This is a genomic window from Deltaproteobacteria bacterium (assembly GCA_018668695.1).
Classification (GTDB): Bacteria; Myxococcota; XYA12-FULL-58-9; order XYA12-FULL-58-9; family JABJBS01; genus JABJBS01.
On the sequence record JABJBS010000395.1, the window covers coordinates 1 to 15,525 of the forward strand.

A 15,525-nucleotide genomic window follows, 5' to 3' on the forward strand; every position below is an offset into this window, starting at 1 on the left:
AGATCCTGCCCTAAGCTCAGACGGCGCAATATTAAAAGCTCGCGAACTCTCAGCTGCTAACCCTTCGTGGTTTTACGCCGATCAATACAATAACGATTCCAATTGGCAGGCACACTACCAGACAACCGGCCCCGAACTCGTCGAACAGACTCAGGGGAAAATCACACACTTTGTCGCCGGCATTGGAACCACCGGAACCTGCATGGGCACCGGACGTTATCTGCGTGAAAATACGCCGCTGTGCCAAGTCGTCGCCGTTCAACCCGACTCACCCTTCCACGGCCTTGAAGGCATGAAGCATCTTGAAAGTGCGATTGTACCAGGCATCTACGATGGCGAGGTGCCGCATCAGCAGCGCGTCTGTCAAACAGAGCTTGCTCACGAAACTGTAAGACGGATGGGTAAAGAGGAAGGGCTGCTCATAGGCATCTCAGCGGGTGCTCTTGTGGCAACCGCTTTAGAAATTGCGAACGAAGAAGCAAAAGCTGGGCGCGCTGCAACCATTGTCGCAATCTGCTGCGACGGCGGAAGCCGCTACCTCAGCGACCACTTTTGGGAAGAAGGCTCATGAAAATTGTTGTTAAGCAGTCCTGCCAAGACGAGATGAACGCCCACGCGGAAGAAACCTTTCCCGAGGAATGCTGCGGCACCATGCTTGGCCGTGAACTCGATGATGGCTCAAGAGAAATTGTTCAAGTCATACCAGTCGAAAACACCAAAGGCGAAAATCGAGAAAGGCGCTTCTTAATTGATCCTCGCGCTTTACTTCACGCAGAGCGTACTGCCAAAGAAGCAGGACTCGACGTATTGGGCATCTATCACTCGCACCCCAATCACCCCTCCCAAGCCAGTGAGTTTGACCGCGTTCACGCTATGCCATTTTGGAGTTATCTGATTGTAAGCTGCATGCAGGGTAAAACAGCGACGATTCAAAGCTTCAGACTCAAAGAAGACCGAAGTGCTTTCGACGAGGAAGAGCTAAGCTTCAATGGTTAAAGGCCCAACCCAAGGCAAGACCGGGAATCTTTTTGCCGCCGCAGCCCAGGCGCGCGCCTACAAGCCATTAGCTGAACGCCTACGCCCGCAAACCCTTCATGAGATGGTGGGGCAACCTAAGCTCCTGCGTGAGGGGGCTCCACTGCGACGCCTTATCGAACGCGGTGAAATCCCATCAATGATTTTATGGGGACCACCCGGATGCGGGAAAACCACCCTAGCAAGAACTCTTGCCAACCACCTCAAAGCTCATTTTGAGACGCTGTCCGCCGTCATGGGCGGGGTCAAAGATATACGCCGTATTGTTCAAGAAGCTGAGGAGCGCCGCAATTATCACGGGCATCGCACGCTTCTCTTCATCGACGAGATTCACCGCTTTAATAAAGCCCAACAAGACGCCCTACTTCCGCACGTTGAGTCTGGTCTCTTCACACTCGTCGGCGCCACCACCGAAAATCCAAGCTTCGAAGTCAACTCAGCACTGCTTTCGCGCTGCCGTGTGTTTGTCCTTGAGAAGCTCCCCAAAGAAGACCTTGCTGAACTGCTCAATAGAGCGCTTTCGGACAAACAAAATGGGCTGGGCCGCCGCGGCATTACCGCCACGATGGAAGTACTTGAGCAGCTCTCAAAATTAAGCCAAGGCGATGCACGCTATGCACTGGGCACCCTTGAAGTCTGTTGTGACCTCGCCCAATCCGAAGAGCTCTCAGAACTAACCCTCGAACTCGTTGAATCCGCTGCTCAGCAAAAAATGATTCTCTACGATAAAGCCGGCGACGAGCATTACGGAGTCGTGAGTGCATTTATCAAATCCATGCGCGGCAGCGACCCTGATGCAGCCGTCTACTGGATGACTCGGATGCTTGAGGCAGGCGAGCCACCACGATTTATACTCAGGCGTATGGTCATCTTCGCCAGTGAAGACATTGGGAATGCAGATCCTCAGGCGCTGCAAGTTGCCATGAATGCGTTGGGCGCGTTTGAATTGATGGGGCTCCCCGAAGGCGTTCTGCCGCTTACCCAAGCGGCCACGTATTTAGCCTGTGCACCGAAATCCAATGCTATCCTTGCAGCCTACACAAGTGCCCGTAAGGAGCTTAAAGAAAATGGCGCATTGCCTGTGCCCAAAAAGCTACTTAACGCAACCAGTGGGCTTGCCAAGGCGCTGGGCAGCGGGAAAAACTACAAATACCCGCATAACTTTACAGGCAACTATGTTGCAGAATCTTATCTACCCGATGATCTGGAAGGGGCTCGTTACTATCATCCGAGCGACCAAGGATACGAAGCGGTCATTAAAGAGCGTCTAAGCAATTGGCGAGGCGAGTCTGAAGAAGACTCAGATTAGTTGAGTGCTTCCACTTGATGCCAGTACTGAGTGCGAAGCTTTTTCCACTCCATCTTGAGCCAAGGCGTAAACTTCTCAGGGTTTGTTTCCATCTCAGCGTCTAGAGCTTCTGGGGAGATGTACCGTAATTCATTCACTTCATTTAGGTTCAGGTCCGCCGCATCATCTGAGCGTCCCACAAAAACCCAACAGAGTTCATTTTCGGATCCCAGTTCACCAAAAGTAGCCTGATACTCAAATTTATAAACGTATTGAAGCTCTGCTTTCATGCTGAGTTCTTCGCGTAATCTTCGGTCGGCAGCTGAGGGAGTTTCCTCGCCGCGTCTTGGGTGACTGCAGCATGTATTTGCCCAAAACATAGGCCAGAGTCGTTTTTGCTCACTTCGTTGCTGAATCAATAATTCTCCACGACTGTTGAAGATAAAAATTGAAAAAGCACGGTGGAGCATTCCCATACCATTATGGCACGGGTGCTTTTCTTCGTGTCCTAAAACTTCATCTTGGGAGTTAACCAGAATGAGAGGCTCGTCATCGAAAGATACAACTACTGAATGTGTCATGACTGTCCTCCTTCAGGAGAACCACCGATTTCGGTGATCATCGCGCGGTAACCAGCCTTACGCATGGCCGCCGCAACACGTTCCGCGTTATCTGGACAGATGGCTACCATAGAGCCACCACCGCCGCCGCCCGTAAGCTTCGCACCCAAGGCGCCATTATCGCGGGCGATTTGGATAAGCTCTTCGATTTCCCAGCTTGAGACTCCCAAAGCATTTAAGAGGCCCTGGCAAATATTCATGAGTTCACCGAGCTGCGTCAGGTTGTTGCTCTCAATGGCCTTAACGCCTTCGAGGGTAAGCCCGTCAATTTCTGCAAAAATTCGTTCATACAAAAATCGGTTATTTTCCCAGTTGTTTCGTACCTTAGTGACCATGGTCGCCGTGAGGCTTTCCGTGCCACTTAAACCGATTACGATTGGTATCGGCTTCGGGGAGAAAATTTCCTTCATCACCGGCGGATGGCCCTTTTTGTAGAGCATAAACTGGCGATAGGTTGCTAAGGTGTTGTCGATGCCCGATGGCGTGCCGCCGTGAGCCAGCTTCTCAACATCGAATGCAATACCGTTCACATCGGTGTCGGATAGATTCAGCTTATAACGTTGGTCGAGCGCCCGAATAACACCGACAGCCAACGCAGCGGATGCACCCAAGCCCATTGCACGAGGAACGTGTGGCCAAACCTCAATCGACATCGATTCTTCTTTAAGGTGAAGTCTTTCAAGTATTAGGTCCAGCGATGCGCTCAACGAGTTCTCACGCTTACCATTCAGCATAACCCGCTGCTCTACACCCCAACGTGGGATGGTTAGATTCACGCCATCGTCGTAGTCTTTGATTTGAGCTTGAATGTTAAGCTTTACAGGCGCGGCAATGGCATGGCTGCCATAAACAACCGCATGCTCTCCTAGCAGAATCACCTTACCGTAACCGGCACCACGTGTTTCAGGCACAAGTTCTGACTCAATTCGAAATGCACCGCTCAAGTCAGCTCCAGGACCCAGTTCGATATCTCGGATGATATCTTTGGCTTTCCAGATCTTGATTTCACCACTGGCCACCAGCTTGTCGACAACTTTATCAAAGTTGTCAGGCGTTGCCCCAGCAGTCATTGCAACGCTGCGTGCATGCAAGGTCATATGACCACGTTGAATGCCATCGGTGCTTAGAGCGCGCAGTGCTGAGAAGTTCTGGGCCAAGCCCACAACGGCCATGAGTTCTGCCAATTCTCTTGCCGACTCGACACCGAGAATTTCGTGAGCGACTTTAACACCGGGGTTGGACTGCAAGCTGCCACCGACGGTACCGACCTTGAGAGGTAAGCGGATACCTCCGACGAGGTTTCCTTCGTCATCTTTGGTCCAGCTGGTTAAGCAGGTGTAGGTGTTACCACGCCCGGCGTATGCATGAGCCGCGGATTCAATAGCTCGCCAATCGTTACCTGTAGCGATTGCCACAGGGTCGATGCCGTTCATGATTCCTTTGTTGTGCGTTGCTGCCCGGTAGGCATCAACAGCCGCAAAATCGTTGGCAAGGATGATACCGTCACGAACCGACTCGCCGGAGTAACCTTTGCCTTCCAAGAGTGAAACCGGAATCTTACAACTGGCACTCACCATCGCGCGGTCAGTTAAATTCGAGAGGATGCGAAGAAATACGGTTCCACCGGTCATTTCTTCCACGAGAGTTGCAACGCCTTCACACATCGTGTTGACGAGGTTTGCACCCATGGCATCACAGGTATCGACCAAAAGTTGTGCAACCACCATGTCACCGCGGGCAGAGGCCGAAGGGTGAATGATAACTTCCATGTCTTTTGCACCGCCGCCGCGTGCCACCATGTTCGGGTGCAGGCTGTTGGCGAGATTCAAAATCTTGTCTTTATTTTGTAGAAGGATTTGGCGAGCGCGGGCAGGATGCGTGATGTCCACGACCTGAATCTGACCCATCATCAGCGGCTTTTCGCTGTGGGCTTCGAAGCCGCCGTTACCTCGTACGAGTTTTGCAGCTGAGCTCAGCGCCGCAATGATGGACGGCTCTTCGACCACAAGCGGGACGATGTAGGGCTTGTCGTTGATGACGAAGTTAAGGCCCAGGCCCATGGGGAGCCCAAAAACGCCCACCACATTCTCGACCATACGGTCAGCAGATTCGACGTCGAGAGTAGCCACTCCGTCCATCAGGGTGTGATAGCTGTCTTCACTCAGTACCTGACGCTCATAAAGTAGGCGTAAGCGTTCAGAAACACTGTATTTATAGAAATTTGGTAAACGCGATTTGTCCATCTGTCGCTCCTGCTCAGGCTTATATGCCCCAGATTTGGAAGCCACAAGGGAAGAGAACACCCCTGACGCAGTGAATTATTGTAAATTTTTTCTTTACGGAGTCTCTAACCGCACACCCGATGAAGAAATTCCCAACTCAGTCCAGCTCGCTCCAAGCTTTTCTAGCTCGGGCCGTAAATCGTTCAACGTACTTTGTTGCTTGCTGAAAATCAGTCCAAGATCTCCACCACCCGCTCCAGATGGCTTGTAAGCAAAGCCATTTCCAATACTTAGGTCGCGGACACGGCGATGGGCCTCTGAGATGATGTCTGCTCCGCTCACCTGGCCCAAACGATCCATGAGCCCACAATACGAACTGCACCCCGTACGAACGCCGGCTAAGTCGTCACACTGACTGGCTGCGATCACACTTTTTGAAACCGTGGCCATTTCACCTATCAATGATGCGAAGTGCTCGGGAGCACCCTTTCGATAGGTATTCACTTTACTTACCAAATCCGTTGTAGAGGCTGAGTTGCCCACAAATACGGGAGCCATTGCAGGCCAATGTAAGCGCTCGAGTTTACGAGGAACCACTGAATTTCCCGGTTCAACTTCATCAAAAGCGACCAAGCCACCAAACACGCTGGCCGCGATATCTAAACCGCTGCCGATACCGCCCTGCATCTTCTGGTGAATTTTATGGGCTCGCTGAAACAATGGCAGCGCCTGGGTCTCTTCGTCTTTGCTGTTTACATAAGCCTGCATAGCCCGTGTTAGCGCAACGGTTACGGCTGCACTGGAACCCAGTCCCAATTTAAAACCGTTTTGTTCTTGAACAAATCCCGAGGTATCGATCGAAATCCGAAGTCCGCTTTCCAAAAGGCGAGGTTCAAGTTGCGTCGCAAAATGCTCAGCAACAGCGCTCACCACTTTGAGACTATTGGGAAGTTCTTGGCCGTCAGTCGTTTGAGCAATACCACCTCGAAGCTCCATAGCAGAGTTATCCAACCCTACATCTGGAGCGTGCACTAGGATGCCCGTCTCACCATTGGTCTCTAGAGTAACTCTGGCTTCCCGATTAACTGCACACACCAGCGCCGGCGCACCGTGCAGCACTGCATATTCTCCAACAAGAATCATCTTGCCCGGAGCCACCGCTTCTATGGTCACGACGTTTCCTCAAGATGGCATGCACCCATACCCATACCGGTCGCCAAGATATCTTCAACGCCGGCCACACTTCGCATCGCTTCTTCAACGCGCGCTGCATGTTCAGGCAAGCATATTGCCTTCACTTGAGGACCGGCATCCATGGTGTAGCACACACCAATCCCCTCTTTGCGCAAAGACGTAAGGACGTGCATCAGTTCAACGGTTACGCCATTCCAGAAAATCAATGACGGCCGAGTCGACATCATCACCGAGTGCATTTTGAGAGTGCTGGATTCCGTAATCTCAGCCAGACGTTCAAAGTCTTTCTCAGCAATCGCATCGCGCATGGAGTTTAAGTCCGCCGGATGAGTATCCACCCACGATTTATAAAACGGAGATGTCTTGGCACTGCTTAACATGCCCTCAGTTGAACCTACAGACTTGCGAGCCTTGCTCGTGATGCCAACCACCACCTGAAGTGGCCAATGTTCCCGCGAGGCAAGCTGATAGGCATTGCAGTCTTCTCCGTTGGTCTTTTTGCCACGAGACATTTCCACAAAGCCGCCGAAGATAGAACGCGCAGCACTTGCCGAACCCTGCCTCGATAAAGAAGAAAGCCGAGCGTCATCTAGATTCATTCCAGCTGCCCGCGTAGCCGCCAGAGCCAAAGCTGCAAATCCCGATGCCGAACTCGCGAGGCCCGCGCCTGTTGGGAAATTATTCGTACTGGTGACCGTTGCGAAACACGAAAGGCCCGCCATCTCACGGATCGTTGCGAGAAACTCTGACACACGTTTGGAGTCTTCGGGTCGTTCTTCACCATTGAGTATCAAACGGTCATGAGTAAGGCGCATGTCAAAATGAACGGCAGTCTCTGTGGTTAAACCTTCCAAGGTCAGAGAGATACTGCCTACATCAGGCAAGTTGAGCTTTACCTGGCGCTTGCCCCAGTATTTCACCAAAGCGATGTTTGCATGAGCTTTGGCTTTCGCCCGCATCGTATCATTCATATTCGCACCAATACTGCCCGCACCGGGGATGCATCTGCTTGCGCCAACTTAAGCGGCAAAGCAATCAATGTGTAAACGCCGTCCTCGACATGACCGAGCACAACACCCTCTAAGATCGATAGGTTTCTTTTGGCGATGGCATTATGGCTAAGAAGTTTCCGGTCCTGACAAAGGTCCACCGAGGGAGTGTCCAATCCGACGAGCCGTACGCCTTTCTCAAACAAAAACTCAACAACCTCTGGAGAGAGGCTGGCAAAGTCTTCGTTAAAATCATTTGGGTCCGGGAATGTAAGCGTCTTGAATAGAACCCGCTCTGCCTGAATCTCAACCTTGATATGCGAAGGGACAATGCGTTCTCCGCGCGCAACATCGACCGTAACGATTTGGCAGGGCCCATAATAGGGGTCCAAATCACGTTCGGCGATCGATGCACCATCCTTGGCATAATGATTGGGAGCATCACAGTGCGCTCCCACATGAAGGGTGGTGGTGATTGAACTCAGAGTTAAATTATCTCCCGACTGCATATCGAGAGCGACCTGCCGGCTGAAGGCCACATCTCCAGGCCAGACAGCCACATCGGGAGAAATCAAAGGCGAGATATCGATAAATTCCGGCATGACTGATTATCCAGCTTGTCTCTCTTTGATTAGGGCGTCTACTTTCGCAGGCACGTGCTCCATAAACGCGCGCATATTACTCATCACGCGTTCGTTGTCGTGGTTGAAAAAGTCAAACCACAGCATCAGCCGGTCATCCGGGTGAAAGCGCTCTACCATCTGCATCGCGATGTCTTCGGCATTGCCAATCAGGGCATTGTGCGATGCTTTTTCAACTTTCGCGGGATCTAAAGTACCTTCGAGAGCCGTCCAATAGGTACCAAGAGCCGAATGCGCCTCTTCTTTGGCTTTCTCTCGCCGCTCATCTGAGCTCAAACCTTCCTGCTCATTGATGAATACGAAAACAGTTCGGGGCATGTGCCCACGGTCCCAGGCACCACCGTCTTGGTGATAGGCCTTCGCAAGACGTTCATGAGTTTTCTCAATGATTTCAGGTGAAGTAATCGACAAGTTAAACACTTGAACCGGTGCCCACTCTTGCACTTTTTCCTGCAAAGCTGGGTCGTGGCTGCCAATCACGAGCTGTAAGAGCTCTCGGCGAAATGCTTGGGGGATAATCTTTAACTTCTCGAATTCCCAGCGGCGATCGAGCGCGATCGATTCGGTGGCCTCTCCATGCGCATCCAAGACTTTTTGCCAGTCTTCATCGCTGCGAAAATCGGCCCGCGTAAGCGTTGGTGCATCCATCTGATCGCTGCTCAGAACTTCGCCCTTTAACAAGCGCAAAAAGATCTCGGCAGCTTCCCGAAATACTTTGCCCTTCACGCTGCGCCAAGCCGCTTCCTCTACAGGGTTGCGGGCATCTACGCCGTAGGCACGGTTCATAAAATCAAAACGCCCCGCCGCAAACCCAACATGAAGCTTTCGCTTCTCCTCTGGATTGAGACCATGGAGAGCTGTGAAACATGCGATTTTTTCGGCCGCTGCAATGGGTCCACCATTGCATAAAATATTCATGATGGCCGAGCCGACTTCGATGCGTTTCGTTTTTGCGAAAACTTGATGTGCGAGCTGAGCGATATCAACGTTTAAACCAACCTCGCCTTCCCAGTGAGGTATAACAGGTTTACTTGTCTCTTTTTGAACTTGGCTTGATAAATGAGACTCTGCAACCCACGCAACGCCGAAACCCAATTCATCAGCGACCTGAACTTGGTCAAAGAAATTTCGAAACATCACATCTTCAGTAGGCGTATGTCCGTCCACTGGCGTTTGGCTGATTGAAAAGAAAATATCGTACTTCATTGCCGTGTCCCCTTTTGAGATGGCTTTTCAAGACTGCATCACCGAAGCAGTCACTTTATATCGCGTGCAATCGACCGCCGTCGATGGGTAAATTTACCCCTCGAATATATGCCCCTGCTTCAGAAGCTAAGAAGACCGCAGCCCCTGCTAATTCTTCAGGTCGGGCCAACCGGCCTTCCGGAACGCCCGACATCCAATCGTCTTGAACGGCGTCTTCCGAAGAGCCTCGCTTCTGGGCAATGGCCGTGCGCAATGCATCAAGTCGTTCGGTATCCGTCAACCCCGGAAGCAGATTGTTGATGGTTATTCCAGGGGGTAATTCCCCAGCCAAGGTTTTCGACCAACTGGCCATGGCGCCCCGAACTGTATTCGACACTCCAAGATTTGGGATGGGCTCCCGAACTGAGGTGGAGATCACGTTGAGAATTCGGCCGTAACCCGCTTCAATCATACCGGGCAAAAACGCCTGCACTAAGATTTGAGAAGCGAAAAGATGCCTCCCCAGTCCCAAAGCAAAGTCCTCCGGAGTGGCCTCTAAAATCGGGCCAGGAGGTGGACCGCCGGTATTATTGACCAAGATATGAACCGCACCGCGTGCACGCACAAGCTCGTTTGCAGAAGCCGCCAACGCTTCTCGCTTGTCTAGATCCCAAGCACATGCAGCGGGCTTATCGGCCCCTGATTCCTTGAGTTCTTGGACCAACTGGGTGAGGCGTTCTTCACGCCGAGCGATCAGGGTAACCTTGGCGCCATGCGCGGCCATACGCCGAGCCACCGCTTCACCAATGCCTGCGCTGGAACCACAGATGACGGCATGTTTTCCCTTGAGAGCGAGGTTCACTTGCATAGCAACTCCTTTATCACCATGGCTGCCTAACCAATGTCATAGAGAAATACCATGCCAGACGGCGTTAGTTTTGGAGCTTGTTAGCGTTTACCGGTCAAAAAGACTTTCTCGTAGCGAGATTCGAGATTCATCTTCTTTTTCGCCCATTTCTGTTCAAGAATTCGCACAATTTTATAGTTTTTCGTGCCTTTACGGATGCTCTTGCCGAATCTTTTCTCTAATGATTTTAGAGACTTCTTGGTTTTACGAGGCAGCATTTGCTGGGCTAACTTTCGGTACTCGAGCCGAGACCAAAGACTGTCGCCCACCACATAAGAAGCCCGCAGGTAAGCCATGGCAGCCAGTTCTCTATTATCGCCCTTGCCTGAGATTTTACCCTCAGAGAGCACATCACCAATGGCCTCATAAACGTGAGGAGAGCGGCGGTAGCCACACAAAACCATATTCAAAAGCCCGTTAAGCGTCTGTTCGCGGCCACCATTCTTCCAACTGTGCGCCGGGTAGACACCGCTGCGGCGGCCCCGTTCTTGGAAAAAATGTGAAAAGCCCAAACGAGAATACCCTGAGCCACGCTCAGTAACCGTCACCATCGGCTTCTTTTTACGATCCCGCGCAGCTTGCATCGACATATAATCCAGCATGTGATGCGAGAAACCATCCTTGGTAAACTCACCGTTGGGGTTCATCTCAAACGCGCGGCTAAACGCTGCTCCCGCCCGGCTTCGATTAGAGCTTAATAAATAATAATCACCCGCGGCGATGTGGAGACTGTAACGCGTCGGCTCTTTTTTGATTCTAGCTTCGATGGTGGCCGCTGCTTTGTCCAGCTGGCCCAAATGACCGTACGCAGAGGCAAGGCCCAAAGAAGTTAAGGCAGAGCCTCCGCGCATGCGCTCTTCTTTTTTTTGTCTCTTTAGAAACCAACGATAATAGTGGGAAGAGTGTCGTAGATAATTACCGGCGAGGATGCGCTCGACTTTATCGCCGCGGATACCGGTAGGCAGCTCAAGACCGTCCTGAATGATGCAGCTCGCCTTGGCAGGAAGCACACCGTGCCCCATCACAACGATCATCACCAACAAGAACCACCGGCCGTAACCATACTCCATAAATTGGTTCTATCAGGTCCAATGTCGATTGACCAATATCAACCCAAAGACTCTTGAACCAAGGCATCCAAAACGACAGTGGCATAGGCCCCGGATGGCAGCGTAAAGGCCACACGAACCCCCTCAGCCTCGATTTCAGAACTCACCTGTGTTGGGTAAATTAGAGCTGGACGGCGACTGCCAGGCGCGACCTTAGAAAATGCGGCAAATTGCTCAAGGGTAAAACCGCTCTTGGCTAAAATTGCCTTTTCCCGAGGTGATGCCTTTCCAACCGCCGCCCGCATTTTAATGCCAAACATCGGTCCCGTCAGCGAAACCTTCCCCCCCTCCAGACGCTTCTGCTCGGCCTCAGGATCGAGAACAAGCTGAGCTGTACCCAGACGCTCAACCCAAATGACATCCCCGTGAATGAGCGTTTGCAATAAATTGTCCGCCTGTCTGTCTATCAACCAGGCATTGAAGAGAGAAGACTGCACAGCGTTAAGCGCCAAGCGCCGCATAAATCGCTTTTGCTGACGCGGCAGATTTGCCAAGGCCTCTTCGCCCTTCTCCAACAAGGATTTCCCCATCTCCCAGGTACTCCATTGATGGCCAAAGCGCTGAACACCATATGCATTCGGCACGCCATGAGACTCTAAGTAAGAGAGGGCATCACAAACACCTTGTTGGGCACTGGGGTCGACACCCCGCAACAAAATGGAAAAGGAGTTTCCCTCGATTTCACCGCGCTTGAGCTTGGGTCCATGACCACAAACCTCGAGAACCTTGAAGCCCTCCTCGGCGAGGCCTGAAAGGCTGCTGGCATGTGCACGTGGGACCGATAAATATTGCGTGGTCACGGCTTGTTTGTCTTTTAAGCCAGCACAGCCAATCGCCTCCTTATCGATTCCTAAGATTTGAGCAATTCGGAAAAGGACTTCCTCCGTGGTAAGCCCTCGTTTCTCTACCCTAAATCGAATTTGAGGACCCTCATCCGAGCGCCGCTCCCGCGGTAGCTCATTGACTAGAAAATCTTCTGGGCAAGATTTAATCTGGGCCCGAGTTTTCTCGAAACCTGGGATTTCAGTGCTTATAAGCGGCGGATGTTGCATCGTTTCAGACATAGAGGCGCCATATACCAGGGTCCCTAGAATGTCAGGGTATCTCGCCGAAGAACCCAAAATCACTCACGCCCGGCTGCTTGCCTTCTCAATCACAAGGGGTATAGACCTCAACTAAACCCTTGAACACGAGTGAGATGATGGAAAACAAAGAGCTGGTTCAATCAAGTAAGCCTGGCGTTGAAGGGCCTGTCGTTGTCGCGGTCATGGATGGGGTTGGAATTGGTAAGCACGACGATGCTGATGCCGTCTTTCATGCTCATACCCCAAACCTCGATCGCTACCGAACCGACGAACTGACAACTCAGCTTCAGGCCCATGGCATGGCAGTTGGTATGCCCAGTGATTCAGATATGGGCAACAGCGAAGTCGGCCACAATGTTATCGGGTGTGGACGGGTTTTTGACCAAGGTGCCAAGCTCGTTAGCCAAGCGATTTCCAGCGGTGCGCTTTATCAAACAGCCAGCTGGCAAGAAACAACCCAGCAAGTCATCAGTCAAGAACAAGCCCTGCATTTTATCGGCTTACTCTCAGACGGTAATATTCATAGCCACATCGATCACCTGATCGCGATGATCCGCAAAGCGAACCAAGAAGGTGTGAAAAATCTTTTCGTGCATGTCCTCCTAGACGGCCGTGATGTTCCACGAACCAGTGCCGTCGAATACATCGAAAAGCTTGAGGGTTGCTTGTCACAAATCCACGGAAGCAATGAGCGTAATTACCGCATTGCTTCAGGCGGCGGCCGAATGACAACAACCATGGACCGCTACGACTCAGACTGGGATATGGTCAAGCGCGGCTGGCAAGTTCATGTGCTGGGAGAAGGTCGCGGATTTCAATCCACCCTCGAAGCTGTACGAGTCCTTCGCGAAGAAACGCCCAACATCGGAGATCAAGATCTCTCAAGCTTTGTTATTCAAGAAGCGGGTCAAGCCGTGGGTCCGATTTGCGATGGGGATGGTGTCATTCTCTTCAACTTTCGAGGCGACCGCATGCTCGAGATCTGTGCAGCTTTCGAGCAAGACGTGTTCGATAGGTTTGATCGCGTGCGAAGACCCAAGGTCCACTTTTGCGGGATGCTCCAATACGATGGCGACACGCAAACACCCAAACGGTTTTTAGTCGCTCCGCCGGAAATCAATCGCACCTTGGGTGAACTGCTCGCCAGTCAAAATGTATCTCAATTTGCGTGCAGCGAGACCCACAAGTTTGGTCACGTCACCTACTTTTGGAACGGCAATCGATCTGGATATTTTGATAAACAAAATGAAGAATATGTTGAGGTGCCCTCACTCCCCGGACTTGTGGAAGAAGCACCGGGTATGCAAGCTGAGGCCATCACCCAAGAGGTCCTTCGAGGCATCAAGGCGGGCAAATTTCGCTTTAGCCGTCTGAATTATGCCAATGGAGATATGGTCGGTCATACTGGTCATTTTCAAGCGACTGTAAAATCTGTGGAGAGTGTCGACAGAATGCTGGGACTCTTGGAAAAAGAAGTTTTAGCGCTGGGCGGAGCCTTGGTCGTCACTGCCGACCACGGTAACGCAGACGATATGGCTGAGCGGCATAAAAAGACCGGTGCTATTTTAAGAGATGACAAGGGCATGCTCATTCCCCGAACCAGTCACTCGCTTAACCCTGTACCCTTACACGTAGTACTCAATGACGCCGACCGTGCACGCTTTGTGATGAATCAAATAGAGCAAGCAAGCCTTGCCAACTTAGCCTCGACGTCTCTTCATTTATTGGGGTTTGAAACGCCTGCGGATTATCGGGATTCGCTCATCCAAGCCGTTCGGTAACCAGATGCTCTCGGACTTAAAGCTCAACCTCTTGTAGGATAGCCGTTAACTTCTTCAGGTGGCCTTTAAAATCCTTGGCCAAAGATGAACCCACTTCTAGCTCGGTTGTAACGAACCTGTCCAATTTGGGATCACGCCAATGCATTTCATTTAAGTCATGCAGAACGGCCTTAAACTGACTGAGAACCTGCTCAGGTTCAGTCGGTGGGTACGACAATAGCGAACTACTCATTCCCAATGCGCGGTTGCGAATTTTGCGGTCGTGATCAATCAATAATTCTCGTCGATTCACGTTACCTAGAATATCCGTAAAGTCGCGAACAGCTTGCAAGGTCCAGCGACCATTCCAAACATCGTCTTGCTGACTCTCCTGCCAACTCACAAATCGCGCGCGAAGGTCTTGAAGTCCGAACCGGTCCAACGCGCGAATCATGTAGTAGGCATCGTTCTTGAGCAACATATCAATGCGCGCTCGCACACCATCTACTGTTGCCGGAAGTTCATCACTTGGAACCTCTTCAGCCTCGCCAACCAAGGCTTGAATATCTCGGCGAAAAGCCATCAAAGCATCCCGGACAAAAAGTGCTGTCTGCAGCTCAGAAGGATCTCTTGGGAAAAGCTCATCACCAGTAATGGGCGCAAGCTCACAGCAACCAACGGTGAACGCGGCTCGCAAAACTTTTTGGCATTTGCGCCGGCCCTCTTCACCCTCGGTAATCATGCCCCACTTCGAGCGCTCAAATCTCATTTGAACCAAACGCTCTCGACACGCCTCAAGTTCCAGCGAAAGATTGCGACAAAACTCTTCCATCGAAATAGGCTCATAGTCTTCATCGACTAATGGGTCCTGGGAAGGGTCCACCATACGCAAAACAAATCGGTCAAGATCCTCACAAAACCGGTCGCGTTTTGGATCTACAACTCCGTCAATCGCTCGAAGATTGGAGTCATGGGAAATATCGTAGTGACGGTTGTTTTCTTCGCTCGCCACGGACGCTTGAACCATACGCTCGGTTTCGCCAGATAAACGTGCGGGCAATTCCGGGAGAAAACGGATTGTTTCGTCGAGAGCTCCGAGCACTTCCATCGTGCAGCCAAACTCCATCGCCGATACAGCCTCCTGAGGGCCCAATGACTCAAAGGAACGGAAATCGACTTTGCGCAAAATGTCTAAAATATTCAGACAAATATCGAGCGCACCTTGCAGCCCCTCACGCGCCTCCTCGTCTACAGATTCGAGTATCGCATGAATGGTGCCGAGTTGAATTTCTGGTTCTTGGTCCTGTTGCTCAGGTAGCATCCTGATTCTCCCCTTTCATCAGTTTAAAATCACCTGGAGGTGCGCGCAAGTCCCCGACATCCTTCAAATTGTTAAAAGATCTCAATAATCCACGTACATTCCGATCGAATAGATGGTCTTGCCTACACGTCTTCTCAGATGCGAAGTCACCATTTTCATGGTTTAATAG

The 15,525-nt window shown here is 51.5% G+C and carries 14 protein-coding genes; 4 read left to right on the forward strand and 10 right to left on the reverse strand.

What is annotated here, in order from left to right:
* The 3 genes from HOK28_23335 to HOK28_23345 form a co-directional block, all read left to right on the forward strand.
* Nucleotides 1–571, forward strand: a 571-nt coding sequence (locus HOK28_23335; GenBank protein MBT6436043.1) for a pyridoxal-phosphate dependent enzyme, incomplete at its 5' end; no start/stop codon positions are given.
* Complete coding sequence (locus tag HOK28_23340; GenBank protein ID MBT6436044.1) at nucleotides 568–996, forward strand: M67 family metallopeptidase; 429 nt, start codon at nucleotides 568–570, stop codon at nucleotides 994–996. The genes HOK28_23335 and HOK28_23340, both read left to right, overlap by 4 nt.
* The gene (locus HOK28_23345; protein ID MBT6436045.1) at nucleotides 989–2,344 is read left to right on the forward strand and encodes a replication-associated recombination protein A; all 1,356 of its coding nucleotides are present in this window, start codon (nucleotides 989–991) and stop codon (nucleotides 2,342–2,344) included. The genes HOK28_23340 and HOK28_23345 overlap by 8 nt, the downstream gene beginning before the upstream one ends.
* Here the strand turns inward: HOK28_23345 and idi are convergent.
* The 9 genes from idi to HOK28_23390 form a co-directional block, all read right to left on the reverse strand.
* Complete coding sequence (gene idi / locus HOK28_23350) at nucleotides 2,341–2,904, reverse strand: isopentenyl-diphosphate Delta-isomerase (GenBank protein MBT6436046.1); 564 nt, start codon at nucleotides 2,902–2,904, stop codon at nucleotides 2,341–2,343. The genes HOK28_23345 and idi overlap by 4 nt on opposite strands.
* On the reverse strand, nucleotides 2,901–5,186 hold the full coding sequence (locus HOK28_23355; protein MBT6436047.1) for a hydroxymethylglutaryl-CoA reductase, degradative: 2,286 nt from the start codon (nucleotides 5,184–5,186) through the stop codon (nucleotides 2,901–2,903). The genes idi and HOK28_23355 overlap by 4 nt, the downstream gene beginning before the upstream one ends.
* A 93-nt stretch (nucleotides 5,187–5,279) precedes the next feature.
* Nucleotides 5,280–6,338, reverse strand: coding sequence for a hypothetical protein (locus HOK28_23360; GenBank protein MBT6436048.1), 1,059 nt, complete (start codon nucleotides 6,336–6,338; stop codon nucleotides 5,280–5,282).
* On the reverse strand, nucleotides 6,335–7,318 hold the full coding sequence (mvaD, locus tag HOK28_23365) for a diphosphomevalonate decarboxylase (GenBank protein ID MBT6436049.1): 984 nt from the start codon (nucleotides 7,316–7,318) through the stop codon (nucleotides 6,335–6,337). The genes HOK28_23360 and mvaD overlap by 4 nt, the downstream gene beginning before the upstream one ends.
* 8 nt (nucleotides 7,319–7,326) lie before the next feature.
* Entirely contained in the window at nucleotides 7,327–7,950 is a 624-nt protein-coding gene (locus HOK28_23370; protein MBT6436050.1) for a hypothetical protein, read from the reverse strand.
* A 6-nt stretch (nucleotides 7,951–7,956) separates the two neighbouring features.
* Nucleotides 7,957–9,195, reverse strand: a complete 1,239-nt coding sequence (locus HOK28_23375) for an LLM class flavin-dependent oxidoreductase (protein ID MBT6436051.1) — start codon at nucleotides 9,193–9,195, stop codon at nucleotides 7,957–7,959.
* Nucleotides 9,196–9,250: 55 nt separating this feature from the next.
* On the reverse strand, nucleotides 9,251–10,042 hold the full coding sequence (locus tag HOK28_23380) for an SDR family oxidoreductase (protein ID MBT6436052.1): 792 nt from the start codon (nucleotides 10,040–10,042) through the stop codon (nucleotides 9,251–9,253).
* An 80-nt stretch (nucleotides 10,043–10,122) separates the two neighbouring features.
* Complete coding sequence (locus HOK28_23385) at nucleotides 10,123–11,151, reverse strand: hypothetical protein (GenBank protein MBT6436053.1); 1,029 nt, start codon at nucleotides 11,149–11,151, stop codon at nucleotides 10,123–10,125.
* A 38-nt stretch (nucleotides 11,152–11,189) separates the two neighbouring features.
* Nucleotides 11,190–12,254: a tRNA pseudouridine(13) synthase TruD gene (locus tag HOK28_23390; GenBank protein ID MBT6436054.1), complete on the reverse strand. Its 1,065-nt coding sequence runs from the start codon at nucleotides 12,252–12,254 to the stop codon at nucleotides 11,190–11,192.
* Nucleotides 12,255–12,388: 134 nt separating this feature from the next.
* Between HOK28_23390 and HOK28_23395 the strand changes: the two genes are divergently transcribed.
* The gene (locus HOK28_23395) at nucleotides 12,389–14,056 is read left to right on the forward strand and encodes a 2,3-bisphosphoglycerate-independent phosphoglycerate mutase (protein MBT6436055.1); all 1,668 of its coding nucleotides are present in this window, start codon (nucleotides 12,389–12,391) and stop codon (nucleotides 14,054–14,056) included.
* A 16-nt stretch (nucleotides 14,057–14,072) separates the two neighbouring features.
* On the opposite strand, the gene HOK28_23400 is transcribed toward HOK28_23395, so the two are convergent.
* Nucleotides 14,073–15,356 (reverse strand): hypothetical protein, encoded by a 1,284-nt coding sequence (locus HOK28_23400; protein ID MBT6436056.1) that lies wholly within the window; start codon nucleotides 15,354–15,356, stop codon nucleotides 14,073–14,075.
* Nucleotides 15,357–15,525 lie beyond the last annotated feature (169 nt).

Bases quoted from the DNA above. Each gene is read 5' to 3' on its own strand.
- HOK28_23340 (MBT6436044.1), top strand. From the start codon at position 568: ATGAAAATTGTTGTTAAGCAGTCCTGCCAAGACGAGATGAACGCCCAC.
- HOK28_23395 (MBT6436055.1), top strand. From the start codon at position 12,389: ATGATGGAAAACAAAGAGCTGGTTCAATCAAGTAAGCCTGGCGTTGAA.
- HOK28_23380 (MBT6436052.1), bottom strand. From the start codon at position 10,042: ATGCAAGTGAACCTCGCTCTCAAGGGAAAACATGCCGTCATCTGTGGT.
- HOK28_23375 (MBT6436051.1), bottom strand. From the start codon at position 9,195: ATGAAGTACGATATTTTCTTTTCAATCAGCCAAACGCCAGTGGACGGA.
- HOK28_23390 (MBT6436054.1), bottom strand. From the start codon at position 12,254: ATGTCTGAAACGATGCAACATCCGCCGCTTATAAGCACTGAAATCCCA.
- HOK28_23400 (MBT6436056.1), bottom strand. From the start codon at position 15,356: ATGCTACCTGAGCAACAGGACCAAGAACCAGAAATTCAACTCGGCACC.
- HOK28_23345 (MBT6436045.1), top strand. From the start codon at position 989: ATGGTTAAAGGCCCAACCCAAGGCAAGACCGGGAATCTTTTTGCCGCC.
- idi (MBT6436046.1), bottom strand. From the start codon at position 2,904: ATGACACATTCAGTAGTTGTATCTTTCGATGACGAGCCTCTCATTCTG.
- HOK28_23370 (MBT6436050.1), bottom strand. From the start codon at position 7,950: ATGCCGGAATTTATCGATATCTCGCCTTTGATTTCTCCCGATGTGGCT.
- mvaD (MBT6436049.1), bottom strand. From the start codon at position 7,318: ATGCGGGCGAAAGCCAAAGCTCATGCAAACATCGCTTTGGTGAAATAC.
- HOK28_23385 (MBT6436053.1), bottom strand. From the start codon at position 11,151: ATGGAGTATGGTTACGGCCGGTGGTTCTTGTTGGTGATGATCGTTGTG.
- HOK28_23355 (MBT6436047.1), bottom strand. From the start codon at position 5,186: ATGGACAAATCGCGTTTACCAAATTTCTATAAATACAGTGTTTCTGAA.